Genomic DNA, 24,455 nt, shown 5'->3' on the forward strand with positions numbered 1-24,455 from the left:
CGCGCTATACGGAGAGGGCTTCACCCCTCCGTCAGTCCTGCGGACTGCCACCTCCCCTTGCAGGGGAGGATCGCCGCCGCCAGCGCCTAACCCCCGAAGCTCCGCCCCCCGCCGAAGCCGCCACCGAACCCGCCGCGCGAGATCACCGAGCTGCGCGATTGTACCCGCGTCGGCGCGCGCATCGACGGGTTGAACGCGTCCGACCCGACCCGCGTCCGCCCGCTCACATAGTCGCGGCTGATCCGGTTGCCCGCACCGCCGAAGAAGTTGCCGTCGCGGTCGCGGTACATCGGCGCGCCGCGATAGCCGCCGCCGCCGTTCAGCATCTGCCCGACGATGAAGCCGGTCAGCAGCGGGGTGAAGAAGCTGCCATTGTTGCGCGGCACGCATTGCGAGACGCCATATTGCTCCTCGCAGGTCTGGCGGTCGCCATAGCGCGGCGCGTTCTGGTCGTTGGCCTTCTGCGCTTGGTCGAACGCGGTCTGGCACTGGTCGGCGGGGATCTTGCCCGCGGTGCGGCATTCCGCGACGCTGGTATAGCTGAGCGCATCGACCGGCTTGCCGCCGTCGCCGACGTCGCACGCGGTCAGCGTCAGGCCGGTGCCCGCCATCAGGCTGGTCAGCACGATCGATTGCGAACGCTTCATCGGACCGACTCCCTCACGCGCTCATGCAGGCGGCGTTGAGCAGCCCGACGCCGAGCGAGATGCTCGCCATGTAGATCGCCGCCGCCAGCTCGCCGCGGACGATCCGATCGCTGAAATCGCGCATCACGACCTGGCGCACGATCGTGAACGCGACGATCTGGATCACCCCGGCGAGCAATGCCCACACCGCGAATTCGACCAGACTGACGGTGTGTTCCAGCGCCGACGCCAGCGGGAAGATATAGCCGAGCAGCGCCGCGCCCAGCGTCACCGCCGCGGCGACGTTGCCCTCGCGGATCAGCGTGCGTTCGTTGTACGGCGTCGCCCATTGGTAGATCAGCTTGAATGCGATCGTGAGCAATCCTGCCGCGACGAAGGCGACGACGAACGCGGTCGCGCTGGTCAGGAAGCTATAGTCTTCGTTCATCGTCATCCCCTTAGGCCCGGAACTCGCCGAGTTCGAGCGCCATCCCGATCATGATCTCGAACGATACCTCGCGCGCTTCGGTCTCCATGTCGATGGCGAGCAGCAATTCGCGCCCCTCGCCCTCGACGTCGCGGCCGAACAACATGCAGGTCTGGTAGATTCGCCGGTCGACGATGCCGTCGCGGTCGTCGTGCAGGTCTTCCCAGAACGTCACCGGCTCCTGCCGCTCCGCCTCGTCGCCGAACCACAGCCGGCGGTATTCGGGCAAGCCGTCGTCGGTGAAGCCCGGCGCGGTCAGCCGCTGGCGCCAGGCTGGGCGCTCCCAGGGCGTGCTCGGATAGATGCTCCGCCACGGCGCGAACAGCGTGACGTCGGTCAGCGCCTTGGCCTCGCGATCGTCGGACACCGCCTGGAGCATGATGTCGTCGTCGGTGTAGAAGCGGTGGATGAACCCGCCGCCGTCGAGTTCGACCAGCCCCTGCGCGACGATCTGCAGCGTGTCGCCGTCGAACGGAAAGTTGAGCGCCCCGCCGAACCGCCGCCACGCCAGCGGATCGAGGACCACCGTCCGCCCGATCGTCACGTTGCGCGCGGCCGCCAGCCCCGGCTCCACGGACGACCGGTCGCGGCCGAACAGACGATCGAACATCTACACTTCTCGCTTCATCGGGGCTTGTCTCGCGCACCCTCATAGGCGCCTCGCGCGGCGGCAGGAAGGGTGGCGCGTCGCCCGGAAACGCCTATGTAGAGCCGACCCGCACCGCAGGAACCGCACCCGCATGACCGACACCGCCTGGACCGTCCGCAGCCTGAAGGCCGCTCTCGATACCAGCGAGGCCGCGCGCACCGGCGATATCGGCCTGCGCATCGTCGAGGGCGCCGATCCGGTGCTGCTCGTGACGATGCACCAGCACGGCGATCTCGAAGCGTTCGTCAACGTCAGCGAGGCGCAGATCGCGGCGTCGGTGCTGCTCTGGCCCTGCGACGAACAGGCCGATCGGCCTCTGTTCAACGAATTCCTGCTGAAGGCGCAGAAGCTGGTGCCGCTCTCGAACTTCGGCATCGCGACGGTCGACGGCCGCGACTATTACGAGCTGTTCGGCGAACTCGCCACGACCTCGCCGCTCGACACCGTGGTGATCGAGCTGCGCGCGCTCGCCGAAAACGCGATCGAGGCCGCAACCAACCTGCGCGCCGCCTTCGCACCCGCCTGATCCTTCCGCCTGGAGATACGAAGTGGCTATCTGGAGCAAGTTGTTCACGCTCGGTCGCGCCGGTGCGCACGAGGCCGCCGGTGCGGTGGTCGACGCCAACGCGCTGCGCATCCTCGATCAGGAAATCCGCGACGCCGACCGCGCGCAGGGCAAGGCCCGCGACGATCTCGCCGGCCTGGTCGCCCGCCGCCGCATCCTCGAGCAGGAGGTCGAGAGCTACCGCGCCCAAGCCGCCAAATACGAAAGCTCCGCACGGATCGCGATGGACAAGGGCGACATGGACCTCGCCCGCCAGGTCGCGCAGCGGATCGCCGATCTCGAACAGGACGTTGCGCTGAAGGCGCCGCAGGTCGCCGACATGCGCGCTGCCGAGGACAACATCCACCAGGCTGTCGCCGCGACCGATCGCAAGATTGAACAGCTCCGTCGCGAGGTTGAGGTCGTGAAGGTCAACGAGTCGGTTCAGAAGGCGCAGGCCACCGTGGCCGCGAGCGGAGCCGGCTCCTCACTCGGCTCGGCCGCGGACAGCCTTGCCCGCATCCGCGAGCGCCAGATGATCCGCGGCGAGAAGATCCGCGCCGCGGGCGAGCTCGAGGATCGCCGCACCGGCGCCGATCTCGACGAAAAGCTCCGTCTCGCCGGGATCCTGCCCGGTCAGTCCTCCGCGGACGACGTGCTCGCGCGCCTCAGCCCGCCCAAGCCGACGCTGCAGATCGAACAGCGCGACGACACCACGACGCGCGACGGCTGATCGGTTGCGCCGCATCGCGATGACCCCGCGTGCCGACTGGCGCGACAAGGCCGACGCGATCGGCTTCGTCTATCACGGCGCTGGCGGCGACCCCTATTGGGACGAGAGCGCGGCCTATGCCTTCACGCTCGGAGAGATCGACGACGATCTCGAACCCGCTGCCGCCGATCTCCACCAGATGTGCCTGGCGCTGGTCGACGAAGTGGTCCGCGACCCGGCGACGATGACGCGACTCGCGATCCCGCCGGCGCACCACGCGCTGATCGCGGAGAGCTGGCGGACCCGGCAGCCGTCGCTCTACGGCCGCTTCGACTTGGCCTATGACGGTATTGGTCCCGCCAAGCTTTACGAATATAATGCCGACACCCCGACGTCGGTGTTCGAATGTGCCACCTTCCAGTGGCTCTGGCTCGAGGAGGCGATCGCCGCGGGCACGGTGCCGGCCGCCGCCGACCAGTTCAACAGCCTGTTCGACAAACTCCGCGCGCGCTTCGCCGCGATCTTCCCGCACGGCGGCTTCGTCCATTTCGCCGCCGACGCGCAGGCGATCGAGGACCGCCAGACCGTCCGCTTCTTCGAGGATCTCGCCACCCAGGCTGGGATCGAGCCCAAGTTCGTCGAAATGCGCGAGATCGGCCTCGATGCCGCCGGCCGCTTCGTCGACACCGACGGCTACGAGCTGCAGGCCGCGTTCAAGCTCTACCCGTGGGAAACGATGCTGCGCGAGCCCTATGCCGCCAACCTCGTCACCGCGGGCGTGCGCTGGATCGAGCCCGCGTGGAAGTCTATCCTGTCGAACAAGGGTCTGCTCCCGCTGCTCTGGGCGCGGCACGAGGGCCACCCGAACCTGCTCCCCGCCTTCTTCGACGACGATCCCGCCGCCGCCTCGCTCGGCACCAGCTACGTGCGCAAGCCGATCTTCTCGCGCGAAGGCGCCAATGTCGCGATCGTCCGCGACGGCGTCGAAGAGGCGGTGATCGACGAAGGCTATGGCGCCGAGGGCTTCATCCGCCAGGCGCTGCTGCCGCCGCCGGTGTTCGACGGCCGCCACGCGATCGTCGGCGCCTGGATCGTTGGTGACGAACCCGCCGGCATCGGCATCCGCGAAGACGATGCCGTCGTCACCCGCAACATGGCTCGTTTCGTCCCGCATTATATCGAAGGGTAAAAGCGCTCGTCTGCATACCCCGGCAACGGGGGGGCGGGGAAGAAGCTCCCCGAAAACTGATCCGCATCATTGGCACCCCGGACCCGCCGCGATAGCGGAGCCGCATGACTGCCGCCGGACCACCCATCCTCGACCGCATCACCGTCCGACCCGGCCTCCCTTATTTCACCACCGTGGCTGGTGAGCCATGGACCCCGATCGGCCATAACGACGCGATCACCTGGCCCGAGCTCGCAGCATTGTTCCGCCGCCGCGATCTACCCGCAGTCGAACGTCATCTCGAATGGCTGAGGGCGCACGGCGTCACCTGCATCCGGCTGATGCTCGAATATTGCCACCACGAACATCGCTACCTCGAAAAGCCGGTCGGCCGCTTCGTGCCCAACATGGTGCGGCTGTGGGACGATCTGTTTGCGATGCTCGAACGCGTCGGGATGCGGGTGCTGCTGACGCCCTACGACACCTTCTTCATGTGGATCCGCTGGCGCGACCACCCCTACAACCGCAAGAACGGCGGTCCGTGCGCGCGCCGCAGCGAATGGCTGACCTGCCCGGCGATGCGCGAGGCGATTCGCGCGCGCCTCGCCTTTGCGAGCGACCGCTGGGGCGGCAGCCCGGCGCTGTTCGCCTGGGATCTCTGGAACGAGATGCACCCCGCGCACGGCGGTGACGATCCCGCCACCGCGATCCCGTTCATCGACGATATCGGCAGCTGGCTGCGCGACTATGAACGGCAGCGCCACGGCCGCGCGAACCTCCAGACCGTGTCGGTCTTCGGCCCCGTCCTGATCGAACACACCGCGATGGCCGAGCCGATCTTCCGCCACCCCGCCCTCGATTTCGCGACCACCCACCTCTACGAGGCACGCACGATCGATGCCCCGCGCGACACCGTCGCCCCCGCGCTCGCGGTCGCACGGCTGATGCGCGCCGCGCTTGCCGAGACCGACGATGCGCGGCCCGTATTCGATTCCGAACACGGCCCGATCCACAGCTTCAAGGATCGCAAACGCACCTTGCCCGAACCGTTCGATGACGAATATTTCCGCCACATCCAATGGGCGCACATCGCGAGCGGCGGCGCCGGCGGCGGCATGCGCTGGCCCAACCGCCATCCGCATGTGCTGACACCCGGCATGCGCGCCGCGCAGCGGACGCTCGCCGACTTCCTGCCGCTGATCGATTGGACCCGGTTCCGCCGTCGCAACCTCAGCGAGGAGGCGACGGTGAACGATCCCGGCGTGGCGGTCTGCGCCTGCGGCGACGATGCCCAGGCATTGGCGTGGCTGGTCCGCCGCGACACCCTGCGTCGCGACGGCAGCGTGGCTCCCGCCGCCGCCCCCGCGGGCATCGAACTGCGCATCCCGGATCTCGCCCCAGGCCGCTACACCGCGACGGTGGTCGACACCCGCGACGGCAGCACTCGCGCCTGCACTGCGGTCACGGCCGACGGCGTCCTGGTCGCCAGCTTGCCGCCCGTCGTCACCGACTATGCGGTGGCGATCTCCCGCACGCGTTGAGGACGGGAACGATCGCGCCGGTCTCGCATTGGCAAGGGTGAGGAGATCATCATGGATCGTTCGCCAGCCACCGATCGCACCCCCGACATCGACGACCGCGTCGGGTTGCGCGGCAACGAAGACGCGAGCCGCGGGCATTATTCCGGCCAGGAATATGACAGCCATGACAAACAGTCCCCGCGCTACGTCGCGGTCGCCGGCGATCATGGCAACGAAGCGGTCGATCCCGCCGCTCCCAACCACGCCCCCGGCGAACAGATTCCGCCCGAGGCGGGTCGCCGCGCCTATGTCGACGAGAAGACCGGCGAGGTTCACGGCAGCGGCTCGGGAGCCGGCGGCGGCAGTCCGAACGAAGACTTCGACGACGGCGCAGGCGGCGGCGGCGAGGTCCGCGCTAGCCAGCACCCCGGCCGCGACGACCGACGACCATGAATGAGCCTCGCTCGAATGCCCCGGGCAGCCGCTGGCCCCAGCATCTGTGGATCGTTCGCCACGGTGAGAGCGCGGGCAACATCGCGCGCGATGCCGCCAATGCCGCCGGGGCGCAACGGATCGAGCTCACCGCACGCGACGTCGACATCCCGCTGTCGCCACGCGGCGAGGATCAGGTCCGCGCGCTCGGTGAGTGGTTCGCCGCACAGTCGGCCGGCGAGCGGCCCGACGTCATCATCGCCTCCCCCTATGCGCGTGCCCGCGCCACCGCCGAGCTGTTCCGCGCCGCGGGCGGCACCGATGGCGAGGTCGCGATCTGCATCGACGAACGGCTGCGCGAGAAGGAATTCGGCATCCTCGACGGCCTGACCGTCGACGGCATCAAGGCGCTCCAGCCCGACCAGGCCGAGTTCCGCCGGCTGCTCGGCAAGTTCTACCACCGCCCGCCGGGCGGGGAGAGCTGGTGCGACGTGATCTTCCGATTGCGGTCGGTGATGGACACGATCGCGCTTCATTATGCCGGACGCCGGGTGATGATCGTCGCGCATCAGGTCGTCGTGCTGTGCCTGCGCTACATCGTCGAGACGATGACCGAGGACGAGATCCTCGCGATCGACCGCGAGGGCGACGTCGCCAACGCATCGGTCACCGACTATCGCTTCGATCCAGCGATCGGCGAAGGCGGCGGCCTCGCGCTCGTCGCCTATAACCGCGTCACTGCGCTCGAACAGGACGACGGGGCCGAGATCACCGCGGAGCCCGAACGCCCGGCGGCGGCGGTGCGCGGATGAGCCGCGCTTCGGTCCGGCTCGACAGCGCCTGGATCGCGGCGCACCCTGCGCCGGTCCATGGCGACGGCACCACCAAGAACAGCCGCGGTCGGGTGCTGGTGATCGGCGGATCGGCCATGGTGCCGGGCGCGATCCGGCTCACCGGCGAGGCCGCGTTGCGCGCCGGCGCGGGCAAGCTGCAGATGGCGACCGTCGCCGCCGCCGCGATTTCGCTCGGCGTCGTCGTGCCCGAAGCGGGCGTGATCGCGCTACCCGCGGGCGACGGCGGAGAGATCGCGCCGGAGGCCGCCGCGTCGCTCGCCAAATCCTGCGCCGGCGCGGACGTCGTCGTGCTCGGCCCAGGCATGGGCGACGACGACGTCGCGGGCCGATTGCTCGACGCGATCCTGCCCGAGGCGGGCGCCGAGACCCTGTTCCTGCTCGATGCCGCCGCGATCACCGCGATGGCGGAGCGCGACATGATCCTGAACCCGTTGCGGGGCCGCATCGTCATCACGCCCCATCACGGCGAGATGGCGTCGCTGACCGGCATGTCCCCGGAGGAGATCGCCGAGGATCCCGAGACGGTCGCGCGCGACATCGCCGACCGGTTCGGCGCGGTGGTGGTGCTGAAGCACAGTAGGACCGTGATCGTCGCGCCCGCGCAGGATCCGCTGATCTATGGCGGCGGCGGCATCGGCATGGCCACCGCCGGCTCGGGCGACGTGCTCGCGGGCGCGATTGCGGGGATCGCCTCGCGCGGTGCCGAGCCATGCGTCGCTGCCGGGTGGGGCGTCTGGCTCCACGGCCAGGGCGGTCGCCGCGCCGCGACAGCGCGAGGTCCGATCGGCTTCCTCGCGCGCGAACTGCCCGAGGAATTCCCGCACCTGCTGCCGCAATGACCGGCCAAACCTTCGATCACGGGGCAGATCGCAACGAGGAGCCGACCTGATGGCCCGCAAGTCCGGCGCTGAGGACAGCCTCGCCACCTATCGATCGAAGCGCGACTTCGCCAAGACGCGCGAGCCCGCGGGCGCGACCGGCAAGACCGCGGGCAACGGATTCATCGTCCAGAAGCACGACGCCACTCGGCTGCATTACGACTTCCGGCTCGAACTCGACGGCGTCCTGCTCAGCTGGGCGGTGACGCGCGGACCCAGCCTCGACCCCGACGACAAACGCCTCGCGGTCCGCACCGAGGATCATCCGCTCGACTATGCCACCTTCGAGGGCACCATCCCCAAGGGTCAATATGGCGGCGGCACGGTAATGCTGTGGGATACCGGCACCTGGGAATCGCTGCCAGGCAAGGATCCGCGCAAGACCCTCGCCGAGGGGCATCTCCACTTCTTCCTCCACGGGCGGCGGATGAAGGGCGAATGGATCATGATCCGCCTGAAGCCGCGCGGCAAGGAAAAGGGCGAGAACTGGCTGCTCCGCAAGGTCGCCGACGAGCATGCCGCCGGCTCCGACGACCTGATCGGCACGCACCTGACCGGCGTCCTCAGCGGCCTGACGATGGCGGAGATCGCCGCGGGCAAGCCACCGCCCAAGACGAAGGCCGGCGCGACGAAGAAGACACCGGCCAAAGCCAAATCGAAGGCCCTGGCCAAGCCGAAGCCCGCCGAAACACCGCCGCCGTTTCGCCCGGTCCAGCTCGCGACGCTTGTCGATCACGTCCCCGCCGGCAACGCCTGGCTGCACGAGATGAAATATGACGGCTATCGGACGCTGATCGCGATCGGCGGCGGCGAGGGCCGAGCCTATACCCGGTCCGGGCTCGACTGGACCGACAAATTCGCGCCCGTTGTCGCCGATGCAGCGACCCTCGACGCCGGCTCGGCGCTGCTCGACGGCGAGGCGGTGGTGCTCGACGCCAAGGGCAGGACCAGTTTCCAGGGCCTGCAGGGCGCGTTGAAGGAAAATCCCGGCGCGATCCTCTATTACGCGTTCGACCTGCTCGAACTCGACGGCGCCGATCTCACCGCGCTGCCGCTGATCGAGCGCAAGGAGAAGCTGAAGGCGCTGATCGGCGACGGCACCGACAAGGTCCGCTATTCGGATCATATCGTCGGCCGTGGCGAGGATCTGTTCGGCAGCTTCTGCGACGCCGGCCTCGAAGGCGTGATCTCGAAGCGTGCCGATGCCCGATATGTCGGTGCGCGGTCGAGTGGATGGCTGAAGACCAAGTGCATCAAGCGCCAGGAATTCGTCGTCGTCGGCTGGACTCCGTCCGACAAGCAACGCGGCTTCCGCGCGCTGCTGCTCGGCGTCAACGAAGGCGGCAAGCTGCGCTATGCGGGGAAGACCGGGACCGGGTTCTCCGCCGACGAGATCGACCGGCTGATGGCGCTGATGGCACCGCTGGAAGTCGATAAGCGGACCGTCGAGGCCCCCAGAGCGGCGGTGCGCGGCGCGCACTGGCTGAAGCCCAAGCTGGTCGCGGAGGTCGCCTATATGGAGGTCACCGGCGACGGCGTGCTGCGCCATTCCAGCTATCTAGGTCTGCGCCTGGACAAGAAGGCCGCGGCCGTCGTGATGGAGAAGGAAGCCCCCGTCGAGACCGTCGATACGCCCGAACCCACGACGGTCCGGATCACCAACCGCGAACGCGTGATCTTCCCCGAAGGCAAGATCACCAAGGGCGAGCTGGCGGATTACTATCAGACGGTATCAGGAATCATGCTCCCCTGGGCCGGCAGTCGCCCGATCAGCCTGGTCCGCTGCCCCCAGGGCCGCGGCAAGAAATGCTTCTTCCAGAAACACGATGCCGGCAGCTTCGGCGATCATGTCCACCATGTCGGCATCGCCGAGAAGGACGGCCATGACGAACCCTATCTCTTCGTCGACGATGCCGAGGGGCTCGTCACCTGCGTGCAGATGGGATCGATCGAATTCCACGGCTGGGGCGCGCGGATCGAGGATGTCGAAAAGGCCGATCGGCTGGTGTTCGATCTCGATCCCGACGAGGGGCTCGCTTTCACCGATGTCGTGTCCGCCGCCTTCCACGTCCAGGACATGCTGTCGCAGATGGGGCTGGTCACTTTCCCGATGGTCACCGGCGGCAAGGGCGTCCACGTCATCGCGCCGCTCACCCCGCAGGCGGAATGGCCCGCGGTGAAGGATTTCGCGCACCGGTTCGCGATGGCGCTGGCGCAGGCCGAGCCCGACCGCTTCACCGCCGCGCTCGCCAAGGCAAAACGCACTGGCCGCATCTTCATCGATTACCTGCGCAACCAGCGCGGCGCGACTGCGGTGATGCCCTACAGCGTCCGCGCCCGCGAACACGCGCCGGTCGCGGTTCCGATCACCTGGGAGGAGCTCCGCACGCTGGATGGCGCCGCACGCTGGCATGTCGGCGATGCCGCTGATCTGCTGAAGCGCGCCGCGTCCAAGGACCTCGCCGGCTGGGGCCGCGCCGACCAGGTGCTGCCGGATCTCTGATGCCGAAAACTCGATGAAGATCGCCACCTACAATGTGAACGGCGTCAACGGCCGCCTCGCGGTGCTGCTCCGCTGGCTCGAGGAGGAACGCCCCGACATCGTCTGCCTGCAGGAGCTGAAGGCGCCGGACGAGAAGTTCCCCGAAGCGCCGATCCGCGACCTCGGCTACGACGCGCTCTGGCTCGGGCAGAAGAGCTGGAACGGCGTCGCGATCCTCAGCCGCGTGGGCGCGATCCACGAGACCCGCCGCGGCCTGCCCGGTGAACCCGAGGACGTGCAGAGCCGCTACCTCGAAGCCGCGATCAACGGCGTGCTCGTCGCCTGCCTCTATTTGCCCAACGGCAATCCCCGCCCCGGCCCCAAGTTCGACTACAAGATGCGCTGGTTCGATCGCTTGATCGATCACGCCGCGACGCTCCACGCCACCGGCGCGCCCGTCGTGATCGCGGGCGATTTCAACGTCATGCCGACCGAACGGGACGTCTACAAGCCCGAACGCTGGACCGAAGATGCGCTGTTCGCCCCCGAAGTCCGCGCCGCCTATGCGCGCCTGCTCGCACAGGGCTGGACCGACTCGATCCGCACCCTCCACCCCGACGAGACGATCTACACCTTCTGGGACTATTTCCGGAACGCCTATGCCCGCGACGCCGGCCTGCGCCTCGACCATCTGCTGCTCAGTCCCGCGCTCGCTCCACGCCTCCGCACCGCCGAGGTCGACCGCCACGTCCGCGGCTGGGACAAGACCAGCGACCACGCACCGACCTGGATCGAGCTGGCCGACGAGGCGCCGAAACGAGGGAAGAAGAGCTAACTCTAGGCGTCGGGACCCACCACCTCTGGCGCGTTCAGCGCGACCCGCACCGCGCGCGACAGGTCGTCGATCTTGAATGGCTTGCGCAGCGTCGTGTTGACCACCGCCGGATCCGCGGTCTCGTCGGTATCGGCATAGCCGGTCGCCAACACGATCGGCAGCGTCGGCGATAGCGCACGCGCTGCCGCGGCGACCTCCAGCCCGTTCATCCCCGCCATCGCGAAGTCCACGATCAGCAGGTCGGGCGGCGCGGCACGCAGCATCGCCAGCCCGTCATGCCCCGATGCCGCCTCGCCGACGTCGTAGCCGAACAGCTCCAGCGCCTCGACGATGAAGCGTCGCACCGCGTCGTCGTCGTCGATCACCAGCGCCCGCGCCGACGCGCCATCCGCCAGCAGCGGCCGCGCCGCCACGACCTCGGTCTCGTGGATTTCGGTCGATGCGATCGGCAGCCAGATGCGGACGGTCGTGCCCTGTCCCTCGTTGCTGTCGATCTGCACCGTTCCGCCCGATTGCCGGCTGATCCCGAACACCTGGCTCAGCCCGAGCCCGGTGCCCTTGCCGACCGGCTTGGTTGTGAAGAACGGATCGAACACCTTCGACATGATCTCGGTCGGGATCCCGGTGCCGGTGTCGGTGACGCTGATCACCCCGTAGCGGCCCGGCGCCAAACCCTCCGGCGCGCTCGACGACATTGATGTCGCGATCGTCAGGATGCCGCCGTCGGGCATCGCGTCGCGCGCATTGATCGCCAGGTTGAGCACCGCGAGCTCCAGCTGGTGCGCGTCGGCGACCACGAACGGCGCCTGCGGGTCGAGCACCCGGCGCCGTTCGATCTGCGGCCCGATCGTCCGATCGAGCAGGTCGGTCATGTTGTCGACCAGATCGTTGATCGCGACCGAGGTCAGCGTCAGCTGCTGGGTGCGCGAAAAGGCGAGCAGTTGATGCGTCAGCTTCGACGCGCGTTCCGCGGCATGGCTCGCGAAGCCGGCATAGCGATCGACCCGCTCGTTCGCGGCGACGCGCCGGATCAGGTCGAGATTGCCCGTGATCACGGTCAGCAGATTGTTGAAATCGTGCGCGATGCCGCCGGTCAGCTGGCCGACCGCCTCCATCTTCTGCGACTGCACCAGCGCCGCCTGCACGCGCTCGCGCTCGCTGACCTCCTGAAGCAGCTGGTTGTTCGCCCGCGACAATTCGTGCGTACGCTCGACGATCCGCGCCTCCAGCGTCGCGTTGAGGTTGGTGAGCCGCTCTTCGGCGGATTGCAGCGCCAGCAACCGGCTGCGCGCCTCGTATTGCCGGCGCCGCACCCGCAGCGACGCGTTGATCGCGCTCGCCAGCGTCTCGCCATGCACCGGGCGCTCCAGCACCACGACGTTGCCGAGCACCTGCAGGACGCGCATCGCCTCGGCCGGGCGCTGGCCCGCACGCTTGGTCGCGAGCAGGATGAACGGGAAGTCCGACCAGGGCTCCTGCGCAGCGAGCCACGATTCGAGCGGTGCCCGGTCCGCCCCGATCAGTGATTCCTCGGTGATCAGCGCCGCACCGGCACCGTCGCCGAGCTCGTGCGCGAGCATCCGCGCGTCGGTGCACACCGCGGCGTCGTGCCCCTGTCGCGCGATCAACTGGTCGAGCACGACCGCATCGCGCCCGCGCAGCGCGAGGATCAGGATGCGGTCTTCGACGCTCACGCCGCGCCGGCCGCCGGTTCCTGCGCCAGCAGCGGGGTGATGCCGCGATAGGTCGGCAGCCCGGTCATCACGCCCTCGAAATCCTTCAACGGTTCGCCGATCACGATGCCCGACGCCGACAGCCGGAATTCGCGGATCGTGCTCTGATGCGCGGTCGTACGGCTCTTCGCGATCGATACCGCCTTCAGCATTTCGCCATGCGCTTCGAAATAGCGGAACATCAGGATCGTGTCCGACAGGTAGCTCAGATCCACGTCGGCACGCACGTCGCCGATGATCCCGTGCTGGCCGAGGATCAGGACGGTGATCACACCCTGCTGATTGAGATAGCTCAACATCTCGTGCATCTGCAGCAGCAGGTATTTCTCTCCCGGCATCGCCTGAAGGAACGCGTTGAGGCTGTCGATGACGATGAACTTGACGCCCTGCGTCTCGACCGCGTTGCGCACCCAGCTGGAAAACTCACCCGGGGAAAGCTCGGCGGGATCGATCTGCGACACCGTCAGCGAATTGTCGGCCAGATAGGGATGAAGGTCCATCATCATCGCCTTGGCACGTGCGAGCATCGTCGCGCGCCCCTCGTCGAACAGGAAGTACGAGACCTTCTCGCCGCGTTCCAAGGCGCTCAACACGCACCGCACTGCACTGCTGGTCTTGCCGACGCCCGAAGGGCCGGTGAACAGCGCGTTGGTCCCGGCCGCCAGACCGCCGCCGAGCATCTCGTCGAACCGCGCGACCCCGGTCGATCGCAGCGCCGCGGTGAACGGCGTATGGTGTTCGGCCGCGATCAGCCGCGGAAAGACCTGCACGCCGCCGGTTTCGATCGTGAAATCGTGGAAGCCGCCGCGATACTTCACACCGCGCATCTTGACGACGCGCAGCCGCCGCCGCTCGGTGCCGTAATCTTGTGCGGACTGCTCCAGCGTGATCACCCCGTGCGCGATGCTGTGCAGTTGCAGGTCGCCCGGATCGGAGCTGCGATCGTCGAGCATCAGCACGGTGCAACGCCGGATCGAAAAATACTGCTTCAGCGCCAGGATCTGCCGCCGATACCGCAGCGAATTCTGCGCGAGCAGTCGCAGTTCGGACAGGCTGTCGAATACCACGCGGGTCGGCGTCAGCCGATCGACGCACTCCATCACCCCGCGGATCGTCTCGCCTAGCTCGACCTCGGAAGGCTCGAGGATCGATTGCTCCGCATCGGGATCCAGATGCTCGCCGCTGACCAGTTCGAACAGCTCGATATCGTCCAGATTCCATTCGTGGCTGCGCGCGACCTCGCGCAGCTCGGTCGCGGTTTCCGACAACGTGATGTACAGGCCCCGTTCGCCGCGCTGCGCGCCTTCCAGCAGGAACTGGAGAGCGATCGTGGTCTTGCCGCTCCCCGGCGTCCCTTCGAGCAGATAGGCGCGGTTGCGCGTCAGCCCGCCTCCGCCCACGATGTTGTCGAGATCCGCAATGCCGGTCGACAGCCGGTCGTTCACGATCTCATCTACACTGTCCGCCATGCCGTTCCTCGACTGCGCTGCGGCTTCGCGACCACCAGCATGTTCCGTTACGTCAACGAACCGTTCGCCATTTGGCTGCGTGGGATCGTCGGGAAGACGTCCTCCCTTGCCGCCGGAGCGACGTCAAGCTTCTGAAACGGAACGGAACCATTCGGCATAACACGTCGTGTGGGCCATGTGCCGGTTGAGGTCCGGTGCCCCGTCGGACCACCAGACCGGCCCGCGTTCGCCGAGTGCGATCTTCGCAGCATCGACCCGCCGGTGCGCCGCCGCTTCCGCGTCCGGATCGCCGCCGCGCCTGGCCACGCCGACCGCGCGGCGCGCCTGCATCAACTCCTGGACCAGCGCCGCACGATCATCCTCGGCTAGCGCCGGGTTCGCGGTCCGCCACAGTCGCCCGCGCACGACGATATAGCGACCGTCAGGGGTCCGCAGCGGTGCAGGCCGCACCGCGGTCACGCCAGTTCGTCGACCAGGTCTGCGACCCGCGCCAGCCGCTCCACCGGGTCGGCGATCCGTTGCGCCAGCAGGAACCGCTCTCCGCTTGCGACCAGGCCCGCAGCTTCGGCGTCGATCGTCGCGTCGGCGCGCGGCGACAGCGCGATCGCGGCGGGTCCGGCGTCGATCCGCGCGATCTTCGCAGCGCACGCTCCCGCACGGATCCGCGCGACCGTCAGCAGCGTGCGCGCCTCGTCGGGCACCGCGCCGAACCGGTCCTCCAGCTCCGCCTCGAACGCGTCGATCGCGGTCAGGTCCTGCAACCGGCCGAGCCGCGCATAGAGCGTGACGCGGATTTCATCGTCGGGGATCCAGCTCGCGGGCAGCCGCCCCTCGATTCCCAGGCTCAGCTCCGGGGTCCAGCGCTCGACCTTCTCGCCCCGCGCCGCACGCAACGCCGCTTCGAGCAGATGCTGGTACAGATCGATCCCGATCAGCTTCATGTGCCCAGCCTGCGCCTCGCCCAGCAGGTCCCCCGCGCCGCGCATGTCGAGATCGCGCGCCGCGATCGCGAAGCCAGCGCCGAGCCGGTCGAACGCCTCCAGCGTCCGCAGTCGCTTCAAGGTCCGTGGCGCGATCTCCGCATCTCCCGCGGTCAGCAGCAGCACCTGCCCGCGCCGGCTGCCGCGACCGACCCGTCCGCGCAGCTGGTGGAGTTGCGACAGCCCGAACCGGTCCGCCCGCCACAGGATCATCGTGTTCGCGCGCGGCACGTCGAGCCCCGCCTCGATGATGTTGGTCGCCAGCAACACGTCGCCGTCGCCGCGGCCGAACCGCACCATCGCCTCGTCGATCTCGGCGGCCGGCATCTTGCCGTGCGCCTGGCGCAGTTCGAGTTCGGGGACGATCTTGCCGAGCTGTTCCGCCAGCGCCGCCATGTCCTCGATCCGCGGCACCACGACGAAGCTCTGCCCGCCGCGGCTCTTCTCGCGCAGCAGCGCCGCGCGCACCAGCGCGGGGTCGAACACCGCCACCGCGGTGCGGATCGGCTGACGTCGTGCCGGCGGGGTCGCGATCACCGACAATTGCTGCAGGCCGACCAGCGCGGTCTGCAAGGTGCGCGGGATCGGCGTTGCCGACAGGGTCAGTGTGTGCCCCGCACCCAGCGAGCGCAGCCGCTCCTTGTCCGCCGCACCGAATCTTTGCTCCTCGTCGACCACGACCAGTCCGAGATCCCGATAGGCGATGCCCTTGGCCGCGACGGCGCCGGTGCCGATCACGACCTGCACCGATCCGTCGGCGAGGCCCGCCTTCACCTTCTTCTTGTCCGCCGCGCTCGATAACCGAGACAGCCCGGCGACGACGATGCCGCTGTCGGCGAAGCGCGCGGTGAAAACCTCCAGATGCTGCCGCGCGAGCACCGTCGTCGGCGCAGCGATCGCCACCTGGCGCCCCGCAAGCGCGACGATCGCCGCAGCGCGGAGCGCCACTTCGGTCTTGCCGTAGCCGACGTCGCCGATCACCAGCCGGTCCATCGGCTTCCCCGACGCCAGGTCGCTGCGCACCGCCTCGATCGCGCGCGCCTGGTCTGCGGTCTCGGTATAGGCAAAGCCCGCCGCGAAGCGCTCGTACGCTGCGGTCGCGGGCTGCAGCACCGGCGCTTCCCGCTTGGCGCGCTCCTCCGCCAACTGGGTCAGCCCCCGCGCGCTTTCCGCGATCGCCGCGTCGATCGCGCCGCGCCGCTTGATCCAGCTGGTGCCGTCGAGCTTGTCGAGCGTCACCGCGTCGGCATCGGCGCCGTAGCGCCAGATCCGGTCGGCCTCCGCGACCGGCACCAGCCGTTTGCCGCCATCCGCATAGTCGAGCGCGATCGCATCGCCGCTTTCCGCACCGTCGATCGACGGGATCGGTTCGAGCCCGGCCACAACGCCGATGCCGTGATCCTCATGGACGATCACATCGCCAACGCGGATCTCGCCGACGTCGAACAGCCCCGCATCGCCGGTGGCGGTCGCCGCGTCAAGCCGCTCGGCCCGGCTGCCGAGCAGGTCCGCCGCCGCCACCGCGACGATGCCCTCGCGCACGAAGCCGCTCTCCACCGCGACCGCCATCGCTACCACCGCACCGGCGCCTGCGTTCTGCAACGCCGCCCAGCTCGCCACATCCGCGATGTCGAGCTTCAGCCGCTTGGTGAGCCGCGGCTTCAGGAACCGCAGGTCGCGCGCGCTGCCGAGGATCGCGACCCGGTTGCCCTCCTTGCGCGCCGCGGCGACGGTCGCCGCGAACACCTTCAGCGGCGCTCGTTCCTCGACGAAGCGGGGTGGCGGATCGCCGACCCGGTCGAGGCTACCCGCATCACGTGCCTTCAGCGCACGCCGCCACTGCTTGTCGTCGATCAGGTCGCGCACCGTCGCGCCGGTGCCGCGCTTGGCGATGTCGCTGCCGAGCGCCAACAGGCGCCGGCGCCGGTCGTCCGCCGCCTCGGGCACGATGACGACGGCGTCGGGCAGATGATCGAGCAAGGACGTCGGCGCCTCGCCGACCGCGGGTTCCGCGACCTGGCCGAGCTCGTACCCCAGGCAGTCGCTGGTGGTGCGCTGATCCGCGGGATCGTAGAAGCGGATCGACATGATCTTGCCGTCCGCGGCCTCCACCCGCAGCGGCTGCGGCGCGTCCGCGGGGAACACGTCGAGCACGTTGCCGCGCAGCGCCGCCTCGCCCGGTTCGTCGACCCGCTCGTCGGCGAAATAGCCGATGCCTTCCAGCGTCGCGAACAGCGCAGCGAGATCGAGCGGGGCATCGACGTCGATCCGCGGCGGCGCGGCGTCGAACGATCCCGGCTCCGGATAGGCGCGGCCGAGCGCCTCGCCCGTTGCGATCAACGCGATCCGCTGCTCCCCCGCGATGATGGCGCGGCGCAGGCGGCGCAGCGCCGACACCCGCTGCCCGACATTGGCGGGTGATGCTGGCGCGTCGTCGCCCGGCAACGCGTCGCTCGCCGGGCAGCAGATCACCGCCGCTTCGGGTACGAACGCCGACAATGCTTGCGCAATCGCGATCGCCGCGACCTCGTCGCTGGCAGCATAGATCAGGTCGGTGTCGATTAGCCGCTCGGCCAGCGCCGCCGCGACCTCGCCGGTCGACATCGTGGTGGTCGTCTGAGCGGCGGTGAGCGCCTCGACGGCGGCGGCAGGTTTCGAGGACATCGAGCGTAAGCGACCTTTATGACTTGGCCTTTTCGAACGGACCTGATCGGCGGCCGTTCCAGCGATCGTCGTGATCCAGATCAAGGCGGGCGAACGGGCGGCACCGGTGCCGACCTGCGGCGTTGGAAGGCGCATGGCCTCGACCCTCAACTCCGTGGCGGAGATCGCCGCCCCCGCCGCGACGATGATCGCGGCGATGATGACCGCGGCGAACATCAGCCCCCGGGTGACTGGCTGGGGCTTCGTCGTGTTCACGATCGGCTCGCTCGGCTGGTGCGTGATCGGCCTCGCCTCGGGCCAGCAGAACCTGCTGCTCAGCAATGCCTTCCTGACGCTGGTCAATATGGTCGGGATCTGGCGCTGGCTCGGCAGGCAGGCACGCTATGCCGACGGCAGCCGCAAGGCCACGTTGCGCAGCCGCGTCGAACCGGGATCGCAGATCGTACCGGTCAGCGGCCTGACCGGCACCGACGTGCTCGACGCGCGCGGCGACAAGGTCGCGACCGTGGTCGATGCGATGGTCACCTGCGACGGCGTCTCGCTCGCCTATGCGGTGATCAGCGTCGGCGGGCTCGGCGGGGTGGGCGAACGGCTCCACGCGCTCCCACCCGACGCAATGACGCTCGGCCCCGACGGTATCCACACCGCGCTCGACGATCGCTCGCTTCGGGCGTTGCCCGAGATCGAGGTCGATCACTGGCCGACCCGGGTGCCCGCGCTGGCAGATTGACCGCTTGCGTCCGGCGCCGCCTGCGGTCACCCTCGCTGCTTCTCGAAAGGGCCGACCGATGAACCGCTTCGCCATGCTTCTCCTGCTCGCCTCCCCCTCGCTGATCGCTGCGAGCAGCCCGCAGGTCCCCGCCGCGATCGCCGCCGCGGTTGCCGCGCCGACCCGCACCGCCGCCAACACCGCGCGCGATCGCTATCGCCACCCCGCCCAGACGCTCGCCTTCTTCGGGGTCAAGCCGACCGATACCGTTGTCGAGATCTGGCCGTCGGGTGGCTGGTATACGGAGATCCTCGCGCCGCTGACCGCGCGTGGCGGCACGCTCTATGCCGCGGGGCCCTGGGAGAAGGGGCTGAACGGCGTCCGCGCGATGCAGGCCAAGGATGCCGCGACCTACGGCAAGGTCCGCCTCGTCGCCTTCCCCGCCGCCGCGGGCGCGCCGGGCGTTCCCGACAACAGCGCCGACGTCGTCCTCACCTTCCGCAACGTCCACAATTGGCGGTTCGGCGGGCAGGACCGCGCGCGCGAAACTTTCGCTTCGCTGTTCCGCATGCTCAAGCCCGGCGGCACGCTCGGCGTCGTCGAGCACCGCCTGCCCGAGAAGCGCGACGCCGCCGCGGAGGAGAAGAGCGGATATATGAAGACCAGCTCGGTGATCGCGTTCGCGACCGGCGCCGGTTTCAAGCTCGCCGGCCGGTCGGAGATCAATGCCAACCCGAAGGACACCGCGGACTATCCCGATGGCGTCTGGACGCTGCCGCCGAGCTACGCGCTGAAGGACGTCGATCGCGCCAAATACGCAGCGATCGGCGAAAGCGATCGGATGACGCTGAAGTTCGTCAAGCCGCGCTGATCCGGCGATCCCGTCCCGCACCGTCACCGCGCGTCATTCGCTGCGGGGACGGTACGATTTCCCGCTAAAGCCCGGTCCTGTCCTGCCGTTCTAGCATTTGGATGCTTGGTCCTTCCGCTCTGGGGGCGGCGGGGAGCACCGATCAGACGGAGATTTGGACCATGACTGTTATCGCTTCCAACATCTCGGCGCTTCGCTCGGCGAATGCGTCGATGAAGGCCAATACCATGTTGTCGACCGCGATGGAGCGGCTCTCGACGGGCAAGCGCATCAATTCGGCCAAGGACGATGCGGCCGGCCTCGCGATCGCCTCGTCGATGACCGCGCAGGTCCGCGGCATGAACCAGGGCGTGCGCAACGCCAACGACGGCATCTCGATGATCCAGACTGCCGACGGCGCGCTCGACGAGGTCACCAACATGGTGCAGCGGATGCGCGAACTGGCGGTGCAGGCGGGCAACGGCACCTATTCGGTCGACGATCGCAAGAACATCAAGGAAGAGATGGACGCGCTCGGCAAGCAGGTCGACAGCACGCTGACCAACACCAAGTTCAACAACGTCGCGCTGTTCCCGACCACCGCCGCGACCGTGAAGGTCCAGGCCGGTGCGGTCGCCGCCGACGCGGTCGACATCAGCTTCGGCGGCGTCGACGTCTCGGGCGTCGCGACGTCGAGCGGCTCGGCGATCGACGTCAGCACCGCGACCTATACCTTCAGCGAGACCGCGTTCGACACCGCGCTGACCAACGTCACCACGGCACGCGCAAAGCTCGGCGCCTCGCAGAACCGGCTGCAGTCGGCGGTCACCAACCTGACCTCGAACGCGACCAACCTGTCGGACGCCAAGAGCCGCATCGAAGACGCCGACTTCTCGGCGGAATCGACCGCGCTCGCCAAGGCATCGATCCTGAGCCAGGCGTCCACCGCGATGCTCGCCCAGGCGAACCAGACCCAGCAGAGCGTGCTTCAGCTGCTGAAGTAATCAGGCGTTCCCGCCCCGGCACCGCCCCCCAAGGGTGACGGTGGCGGACCACAGCGAACCCCGGCGGCCACCAGCCGCCGGGGTTTTGTTGTTTTCGAGGGAAGCTCAGGCATGGCCGGAGGTAAGCGGAACGCCAGCCGCTCCACCCTCATCCCACCCGATTGGTCACCAGATCGTCCACGACCGCCGGATCCGCCAGCGTGCTCGTATCCCCTAGACTCCCCACGTCGCCTTCCGCGATCTTGCGCAGGATCCGCCGCATGATCTTGCCCGAGCGCGTCTTCGGCAGCCCTGGCGTGAACTGGATCGCATCGGGCGTCGCGATCGGCCCGATCTCGGTACGCACCCACCGCACCAGTTCCTCGCGCAACGCGTCGCTCGGGGTCTCGCCGACGTTCAGCGTCACATAGGCGTAGATGCCCTGCCCCTTCACCTCGTGCGGGAAACCGACCACAGCGGCTTCGGCGACGTCGCGGTGCAGGACCAGCGCCGATTCCACTTCTGCGGTCCCCATCCGGTGGCCGCTGACGTTGATCACGTCGTCTACCCGGCCGGTAATCCAGTAATAGCCGTCCTCGTCCCGGCGGCAGCCGTCGCCGGTGAAATAGGCGCCCGGATAGGTGCTGAAATAGGTCTGGAAGAAACGCGCATGATCGCCCCAAACGGTGCGCATCTGCCCCGGCCAGCTCCGCGTGATCACCAGATTGCCCTCCGCCGCGCCGTCGAGCACCTTGCCCTCCGCATCGACCAGCTTAGGCTCGACCCCGAAGAACGGCCTCGTAGCGCTGCCGGGTTTCAGCGCGGTGGCGCCCGGTAGCGGGGTGATCATGTGCCCGCCGGTCTCGGTCTGCCACCAGGTATCGACGATCGGGCAGCGCCCCTCGCCGACCACGTCGTGATACCAGCGCCACGCCTCCGGATTGATCGGTTCGCCGACCGTTCCGAGCAGCTTCAGCGACGCGCGGCTGGTGCGCACGACATACTCGTCGCCCTCGCGCATCAGCGCGCGCAAAGCGGTCGGCGCGGTGTAGAGCTGGTTCACGCGGTGCCGGTCGACCACCTCCCAGATCCGCGACGGCGTCGGCCAGTTCGGCACACCCTCGTACATCAGCGTGGTCGCCCCGTTCGCGAGCGGTCCGTAGACGATATAGCCGTGCCCGGTAACCCAGCCGACATCCGCCGCACACCAGAACACGTCGCCGTCGCGATAGTCGAACACCAGGTCGTGGGTCATGCTCACCCACAGCAGATACCCGCCGGTGGTATGGAGCACGCCCTTCGGCTTGCCCGTCGATCCGGAGGTGTAGAGGATGAAAAGCGGGTCCTCCGCCGCCATCGGCTCCGGCGCGCAATCGGCATCGGCCGCCGCGATCAGCTCGCCATACCAATGGTCGCGCCCCGCCTGCATCGTCACCGGTCCGCCGGTCACCTTCACCACGATCACGGTGTCGAGGCTCGGCGCCAGCGCCGCGGCGGCATCGACATTGGCCTTCAGCACCACCTTCCGGCCCGCGCGGCAGCCCTCGTCCGCGGTGATGACGATGCGGCTGTCGCAGTCGGTGATCCGCCCCGCCAGCGCATCGGGGGAGAAGCCGCCGAACACGATCGAATGGATCGCGCCGATCCGCGTGCAGGCGAGCATCGCCACCGCGGCCTCGGGGATCATCGGCAGGTACAAGGTCACCCGGTCGCCCTTGCGCACCCCGCGGTCCTTCAGGACGTTGGCGAAGCGGCACACCTCGGCATGGAGCTCGGCATAGGTGATGTGGCGCGGTGCCGCGGCGGGATCATCGGGTTCCCAGACGATCGCGACCTGGTCGCCACGCGTCGCTAGATGCCGGTCGAGGCAATTGGCCGACACGTTGAGCACGCCGTCGCCGAACCAGCGCACCGCGAACCCGGCTTCGCCGAAGTCGCTCTCGTCCGCCCGCGTCGGCGCGTTGATCCAGTCGAGACGCGTCGCCTGTTCGAGCCAATAGCCCTCTGGATCCGCCAGCGACCGCGCATAGTCGGCGGCGTAGCGCGCCGCGTCGATCTTGGCGTTCGCCGCCCAGTCCGCGGGCACCGGGTAGATCTCGTCCTTCACACGCCACTCCCAACCTGAGGCTCTACAACCAGCCCGCCTTCTTGAAGCGGACGTACAATGCCGTGCACACCACAGCGATCACCGCGAGCACGACGAAATAGCCATATTCGGTCTTCAGCTCGGGCATATGTTCGAAATTCATGCCGTAGATGCCCGCGATCGCGGTCGGCACCGCCAGGATCGCGGCCCAGGCGGCGAGTTGGCGGGTGATCGCGCCGGTCCGCTGCTGCTCCAGCAGATTGCTGAATTCGAACACCGACGCGAGCACGTCGCGCAGGCCATCGGTCATCGTCTGCACCCGCCGGACATGATCGAGCACGTCGCTGAAATAGGGCCGTGTCTCGGGATCGATGCACGGCAGATCCAGCCGCACGAGCTTCCCCGCCACCTCGCCCATCGGCACCAGCACCCGCCCGAACCGGATCAGTTCGCGACGCAGGCGGAAGATCCGCGTCACCTCGTCGCGCCCCAGGAACTTGTCGAGCGTGGCCTGCTCCATCTCGAGCACCTCGTCCTCGATCGTTTCGATCACCGGCAGATAGCCGTCGACGATAAAGTCGAGGATCGCGTGCAGCACGTAATCGACTCCGTGCATCAGCAGCGTCGGCGCCGCCTCGAGATGCTCACGCAGCGCCTTGTGCGACCGCGCCGATCCGTGCCGAACGCTGATGATGTGGCTGTGACCGACGAAGATCGAGGTCTCGCCGTAGGCGATGTTGTTGTCGTCCAGATGCGCGGTCCGCGCGACGACGAACAGCTGGTCGCCATATACGTCCAGCTTCGGCAGCTGATCGGCCTTCACCGCATCCTCCACCGCCAGCGGGTGGAGGTCATATTTTTCCTGGAGTGTCCGCATCTCCTCTTCGGTTGGATCGCAGATCCCGATCCAGACAAATTCGGACTTGTCGGCGGGGCAGTCGATCTTCTCGTCGATGCCGACCTCGCGGACCCGCTTGCCGCGGCGATACAGATAGGCGGCGACGACGGTCATCGGGTCCTCTCGACACAGGCGATCGTGTCGCCTGTGCCCTATCCTAGGTCGGGTCGGATCGCGACGCCATCTTTGCCGAACGGCGGCGGTTACGAAGCGGGTGCGCTCGAAGCGATGGCGAGCTTGTAAGTGGCCTCACCCACATACGCCCGGAGTGCCTCTCGGCTGAAGCGGACGGTTTGCTGGCTTGGCAGACAATTGGCGAGAACGGGCTTCAATCGCCCGATCGCGGCATCTTCGCCTGTAGACCAGGGATGTGAGACGAGCATCGAATGGACGTCGTGCGGCGCGTTGCGAGCGATGCAGTCGCCGATGGCGCGACCGGGGGCATAGTCCGCCGGCAGCGTCGACACCTCGCCGTCGAACTCCTTGGCCAGCTCATAAGCAGCGACCGTCGCCATCCCGGCAGGCGGACCGGCCTTGCCATAGTCGCGACGGTAAAGCGCGGGGTACAGCGCACCTCTGAACGTCGCCGGTTGCAGCCGCATCTCCAGCTTCGACGCGCGGCGCCGAACCGCCGCATCGTTCAGGCACGTGAGATCCGCTGCCTTCATGCTCGCCCGGTAGAAGGGCGCACTGTCGGGAACGACGCGCAGGAACTCGGCCACCGGCTTGCGGAACGCTTTGCGCTTGGCGACACAGTCGGCATATTCAGCCAGGTCCTCTTCGGCCTCGTGAGCCGGCAGCATATCCTGCGCAGAGACGAATACCGGCGTCGCGAGCATCACGACGATGAGCGGAAGCGCGACGTGAAGGGTGGTTCGCATCTGATACCTCTCGCG

Annotated in this window: 22 protein-coding genes; 12 read left to right on the forward strand and 10 right to left on the reverse strand. The window is 68.2% G+C overall.

Translation table 11 applies throughout. From position 1 onward, the window contains the following. Positions 1-86 precede the first annotated feature (86 nt). The 3 genes from ACT009_RS08980 to ACT009_RS08990 are packed head-to-tail and all read right to left on the reverse strand — an operon-like array spanning position 87 to position 1,723. Positions 87-647, reverse strand: a complete 561-nt coding sequence (locus tag ACT009_RS08980; protein WP_445190759.1) for a DUF1190 domain-containing protein — start codon at positions 645-647, stop codon at positions 87-89. A 13-nt stretch (positions 648-660) separates the two neighbouring features. Then, the gene (locus ACT009_RS08985) at positions 661-1,074 is read right to left on the reverse strand and encodes a DUF350 domain-containing protein (protein ID WP_445190760.1); all 414 of its coding nucleotides are present in this window, start codon (positions 1,072-1,074) and stop codon (positions 661-663) included. 10 nt (positions 1,075-1,084) lie between these two features. Continuing rightward, positions 1,085-1,723: a DUF2491 family protein gene (locus ACT009_RS08990; RefSeq protein ID WP_445190761.1), complete on the reverse strand. Its 639-nt coding sequence runs from the start codon at positions 1,721-1,723 to the stop codon at positions 1,085-1,087. A gap of 130 nt (positions 1,724-1,853) precedes the next feature. Between ACT009_RS08990 and ACT009_RS08995 the strand changes: the two genes are divergently transcribed. The 9 genes from ACT009_RS08995 (at position 1,854) to xth (ending at position 11,187) form a co-directional block, all read left to right on the forward strand. Then, on the forward strand, positions 1,854-2,288 hold the full coding sequence (locus tag ACT009_RS08995; protein WP_445190762.1) for a YjfI family protein: 435 nt from the start codon (positions 1,854-1,856) through the stop codon (positions 2,286-2,288). A gap of 22 nt (positions 2,289-2,310) precedes the next feature. Then, positions 2,311-3,039 (forward strand): PspA/IM30 family protein, encoded by a 729-nt coding sequence (locus tag ACT009_RS09000; protein WP_445190763.1) that lies wholly within the window; start codon positions 2,311-2,313, stop codon positions 3,037-3,039. A 4-nt stretch (positions 3,040-3,043) separates the two neighbouring features. Beyond that, on the forward strand, positions 3,044-4,207 hold the full coding sequence (locus ACT009_RS09005; protein ID WP_445190764.1) for a glutathionylspermidine synthase family protein: 1,164 nt from the start codon (positions 3,044-3,046) through the stop codon (positions 4,205-4,207). Between the two features lie 104 nt (positions 4,208-4,311). After that, positions 4,312-5,727, forward strand: a complete 1,416-nt coding sequence (locus tag ACT009_RS09010; protein WP_445190765.1) for a hypothetical protein — start codon at positions 4,312-4,314, stop codon at positions 5,725-5,727. 51 nt (positions 5,728-5,778) lie between these two features. Beyond that, positions 5,779-6,159, forward strand: a complete 381-nt coding sequence (locus ACT009_RS09015) for a hypothetical protein (RefSeq protein ID WP_445190766.1) — start codon at positions 5,779-5,781, stop codon at positions 6,157-6,159. Beyond that, on the forward strand, positions 6,156-6,950 hold the full coding sequence (locus tag ACT009_RS09020) for a histidine phosphatase family protein (RefSeq protein ID WP_445190767.1): 795 nt from the start codon (positions 6,156-6,158) through the stop codon (positions 6,948-6,950). Before ACT009_RS09015 ends, ACT009_RS09020 begins: the two co-directional genes overlap by 4 nt. Then, positions 6,947-7,831 carry an NAD(P)H-hydrate dehydratase gene (locus tag ACT009_RS09025; RefSeq protein WP_445190768.1) on the forward strand — a complete coding sequence of 295 codons (885 nt, stop codon included), beginning with the start codon at positions 6,947-6,949 and terminating at the stop codon, positions 7,829-7,831. The genes ACT009_RS09020 and ACT009_RS09025 overlap by 4 nt, the downstream gene beginning before the upstream one ends. A gap of 49 nt (positions 7,832-7,880) precedes the next feature. Then, positions 7,881-10,373, forward strand: a complete 2,493-nt coding sequence (ligD, locus tag ACT009_RS09030) for a DNA ligase D (protein ID WP_445190769.1) — start codon at positions 7,881-7,883, stop codon at positions 10,371-10,373. Positions 10,374-10,386: 13 nt separating this feature from the next. Further along, positions 10,387-11,187: an exodeoxyribonuclease III gene (gene xth, locus ACT009_RS09035; protein WP_445190770.1), complete on the forward strand. Its 801-nt coding sequence runs from the start codon at positions 10,387-10,389 to the stop codon at positions 11,185-11,187. Positions 11,188-11,189: 2 nt separating this feature from the next. On the opposite strand, the gene ACT009_RS09040 is transcribed toward xth, so the two are convergent. The 4 genes from ACT009_RS09040 to ACT009_RS09055 all read right to left on the reverse strand — a co-directional run bounded on the left by ACT009_RS09040 (position 11,190) and on the right by ACT009_RS09055 (position 18,033). After that, entirely contained in the window at positions 11,190-12,881 is a 1,692-nt protein-coding gene (locus ACT009_RS09040) for an ATP-binding protein (protein WP_445190771.1), read from the reverse strand. Beyond that, positions 12,878-14,389: an ATPase domain-containing protein gene (locus ACT009_RS09045; protein WP_445190772.1), complete on the reverse strand. Its 1,512-nt coding sequence runs from the start codon at positions 14,387-14,389 to the stop codon at positions 12,878-12,880. Before ACT009_RS09045 ends, ACT009_RS09040 begins: the two co-directional genes overlap by 4 nt. Positions 14,390-14,512: 123 nt before the next feature. Beyond that, positions 14,513-14,848 (reverse strand): hypothetical protein, encoded by a 336-nt coding sequence (locus ACT009_RS09050; protein ID WP_445190773.1) that lies wholly within the window; start codon positions 14,846-14,848, stop codon positions 14,513-14,515. Continuing rightward, complete coding sequence (locus tag ACT009_RS09055; RefSeq protein ID WP_445190774.1) at positions 14,845-18,033, reverse strand: helicase-related protein; 3,189 nt, start codon at positions 18,031-18,033, stop codon at positions 14,845-14,847. Before ACT009_RS09055 ends, ACT009_RS09050 begins: the two co-directional genes overlap by 4 nt. Positions 18,034-18,103: 70 nt before the next feature. Between ACT009_RS09055 and ACT009_RS09060 the strand changes: the two genes are divergently transcribed. From ACT009_RS09060 to ACT009_RS09070, 3 genes are all read left to right on the forward strand, one after another. Further along, complete coding sequence (locus ACT009_RS09060) at positions 18,104-18,763, forward strand: PRC-barrel domain-containing protein (protein ID WP_445190775.1); 660 nt, start codon at positions 18,104-18,106, stop codon at positions 18,761-18,763. A 58-nt stretch (positions 18,764-18,821) separates the two neighbouring features. Further along, positions 18,822-19,613: a class I SAM-dependent methyltransferase gene (locus tag ACT009_RS09065; protein ID WP_445190776.1), complete on the forward strand. Its 792-nt coding sequence runs from the start codon at positions 18,822-18,824 to the stop codon at positions 19,611-19,613. 161 nt (positions 19,614-19,774) lie between these two features. Beyond that, on the forward strand, positions 19,775-20,596 hold the full coding sequence (locus tag ACT009_RS09070; RefSeq protein WP_445190777.1) for a flagellin N-terminal helical domain-containing protein: 822 nt from the start codon (positions 19,775-19,777) through the stop codon (positions 20,594-20,596). Between the two features lie 148 nt (positions 20,597-20,744). Here the strand turns inward: ACT009_RS09070 and acs are convergent, their stop codons facing one another. The 3 genes from acs to ACT009_RS09085 all read right to left on the reverse strand — a co-directional run bounded on the left by acs (position 20,745) and on the right by ACT009_RS09085 (position 24,440). Further along, entirely contained in the window at positions 20,745-22,682 is a 1,938-nt protein-coding gene (gene acs, locus ACT009_RS09075; protein ID WP_445190778.1) for an acetate--CoA ligase, read from the reverse strand. Between the two features lie 22 nt (positions 22,683-22,704). Then, on the reverse strand, positions 22,705-23,673 hold the full coding sequence (gene corA, locus ACT009_RS09080) for a magnesium/cobalt transporter CorA (protein ID WP_445190779.1): 969 nt from the start codon (positions 23,671-23,673) through the stop codon (positions 22,705-22,707). A gap of 89 nt (positions 23,674-23,762) precedes the next feature. Next, complete coding sequence (locus tag ACT009_RS09085) at positions 23,763-24,440, reverse strand: hypothetical protein (RefSeq protein WP_445190780.1); 678 nt, start codon at positions 24,438-24,440, stop codon at positions 23,763-23,765. Between the last annotated feature and the right edge of the window lie 15 nt (positions 24,441-24,455).

Source organism: Sphingomonas sp. Tas61C01 (assembly GCF_052567495.1).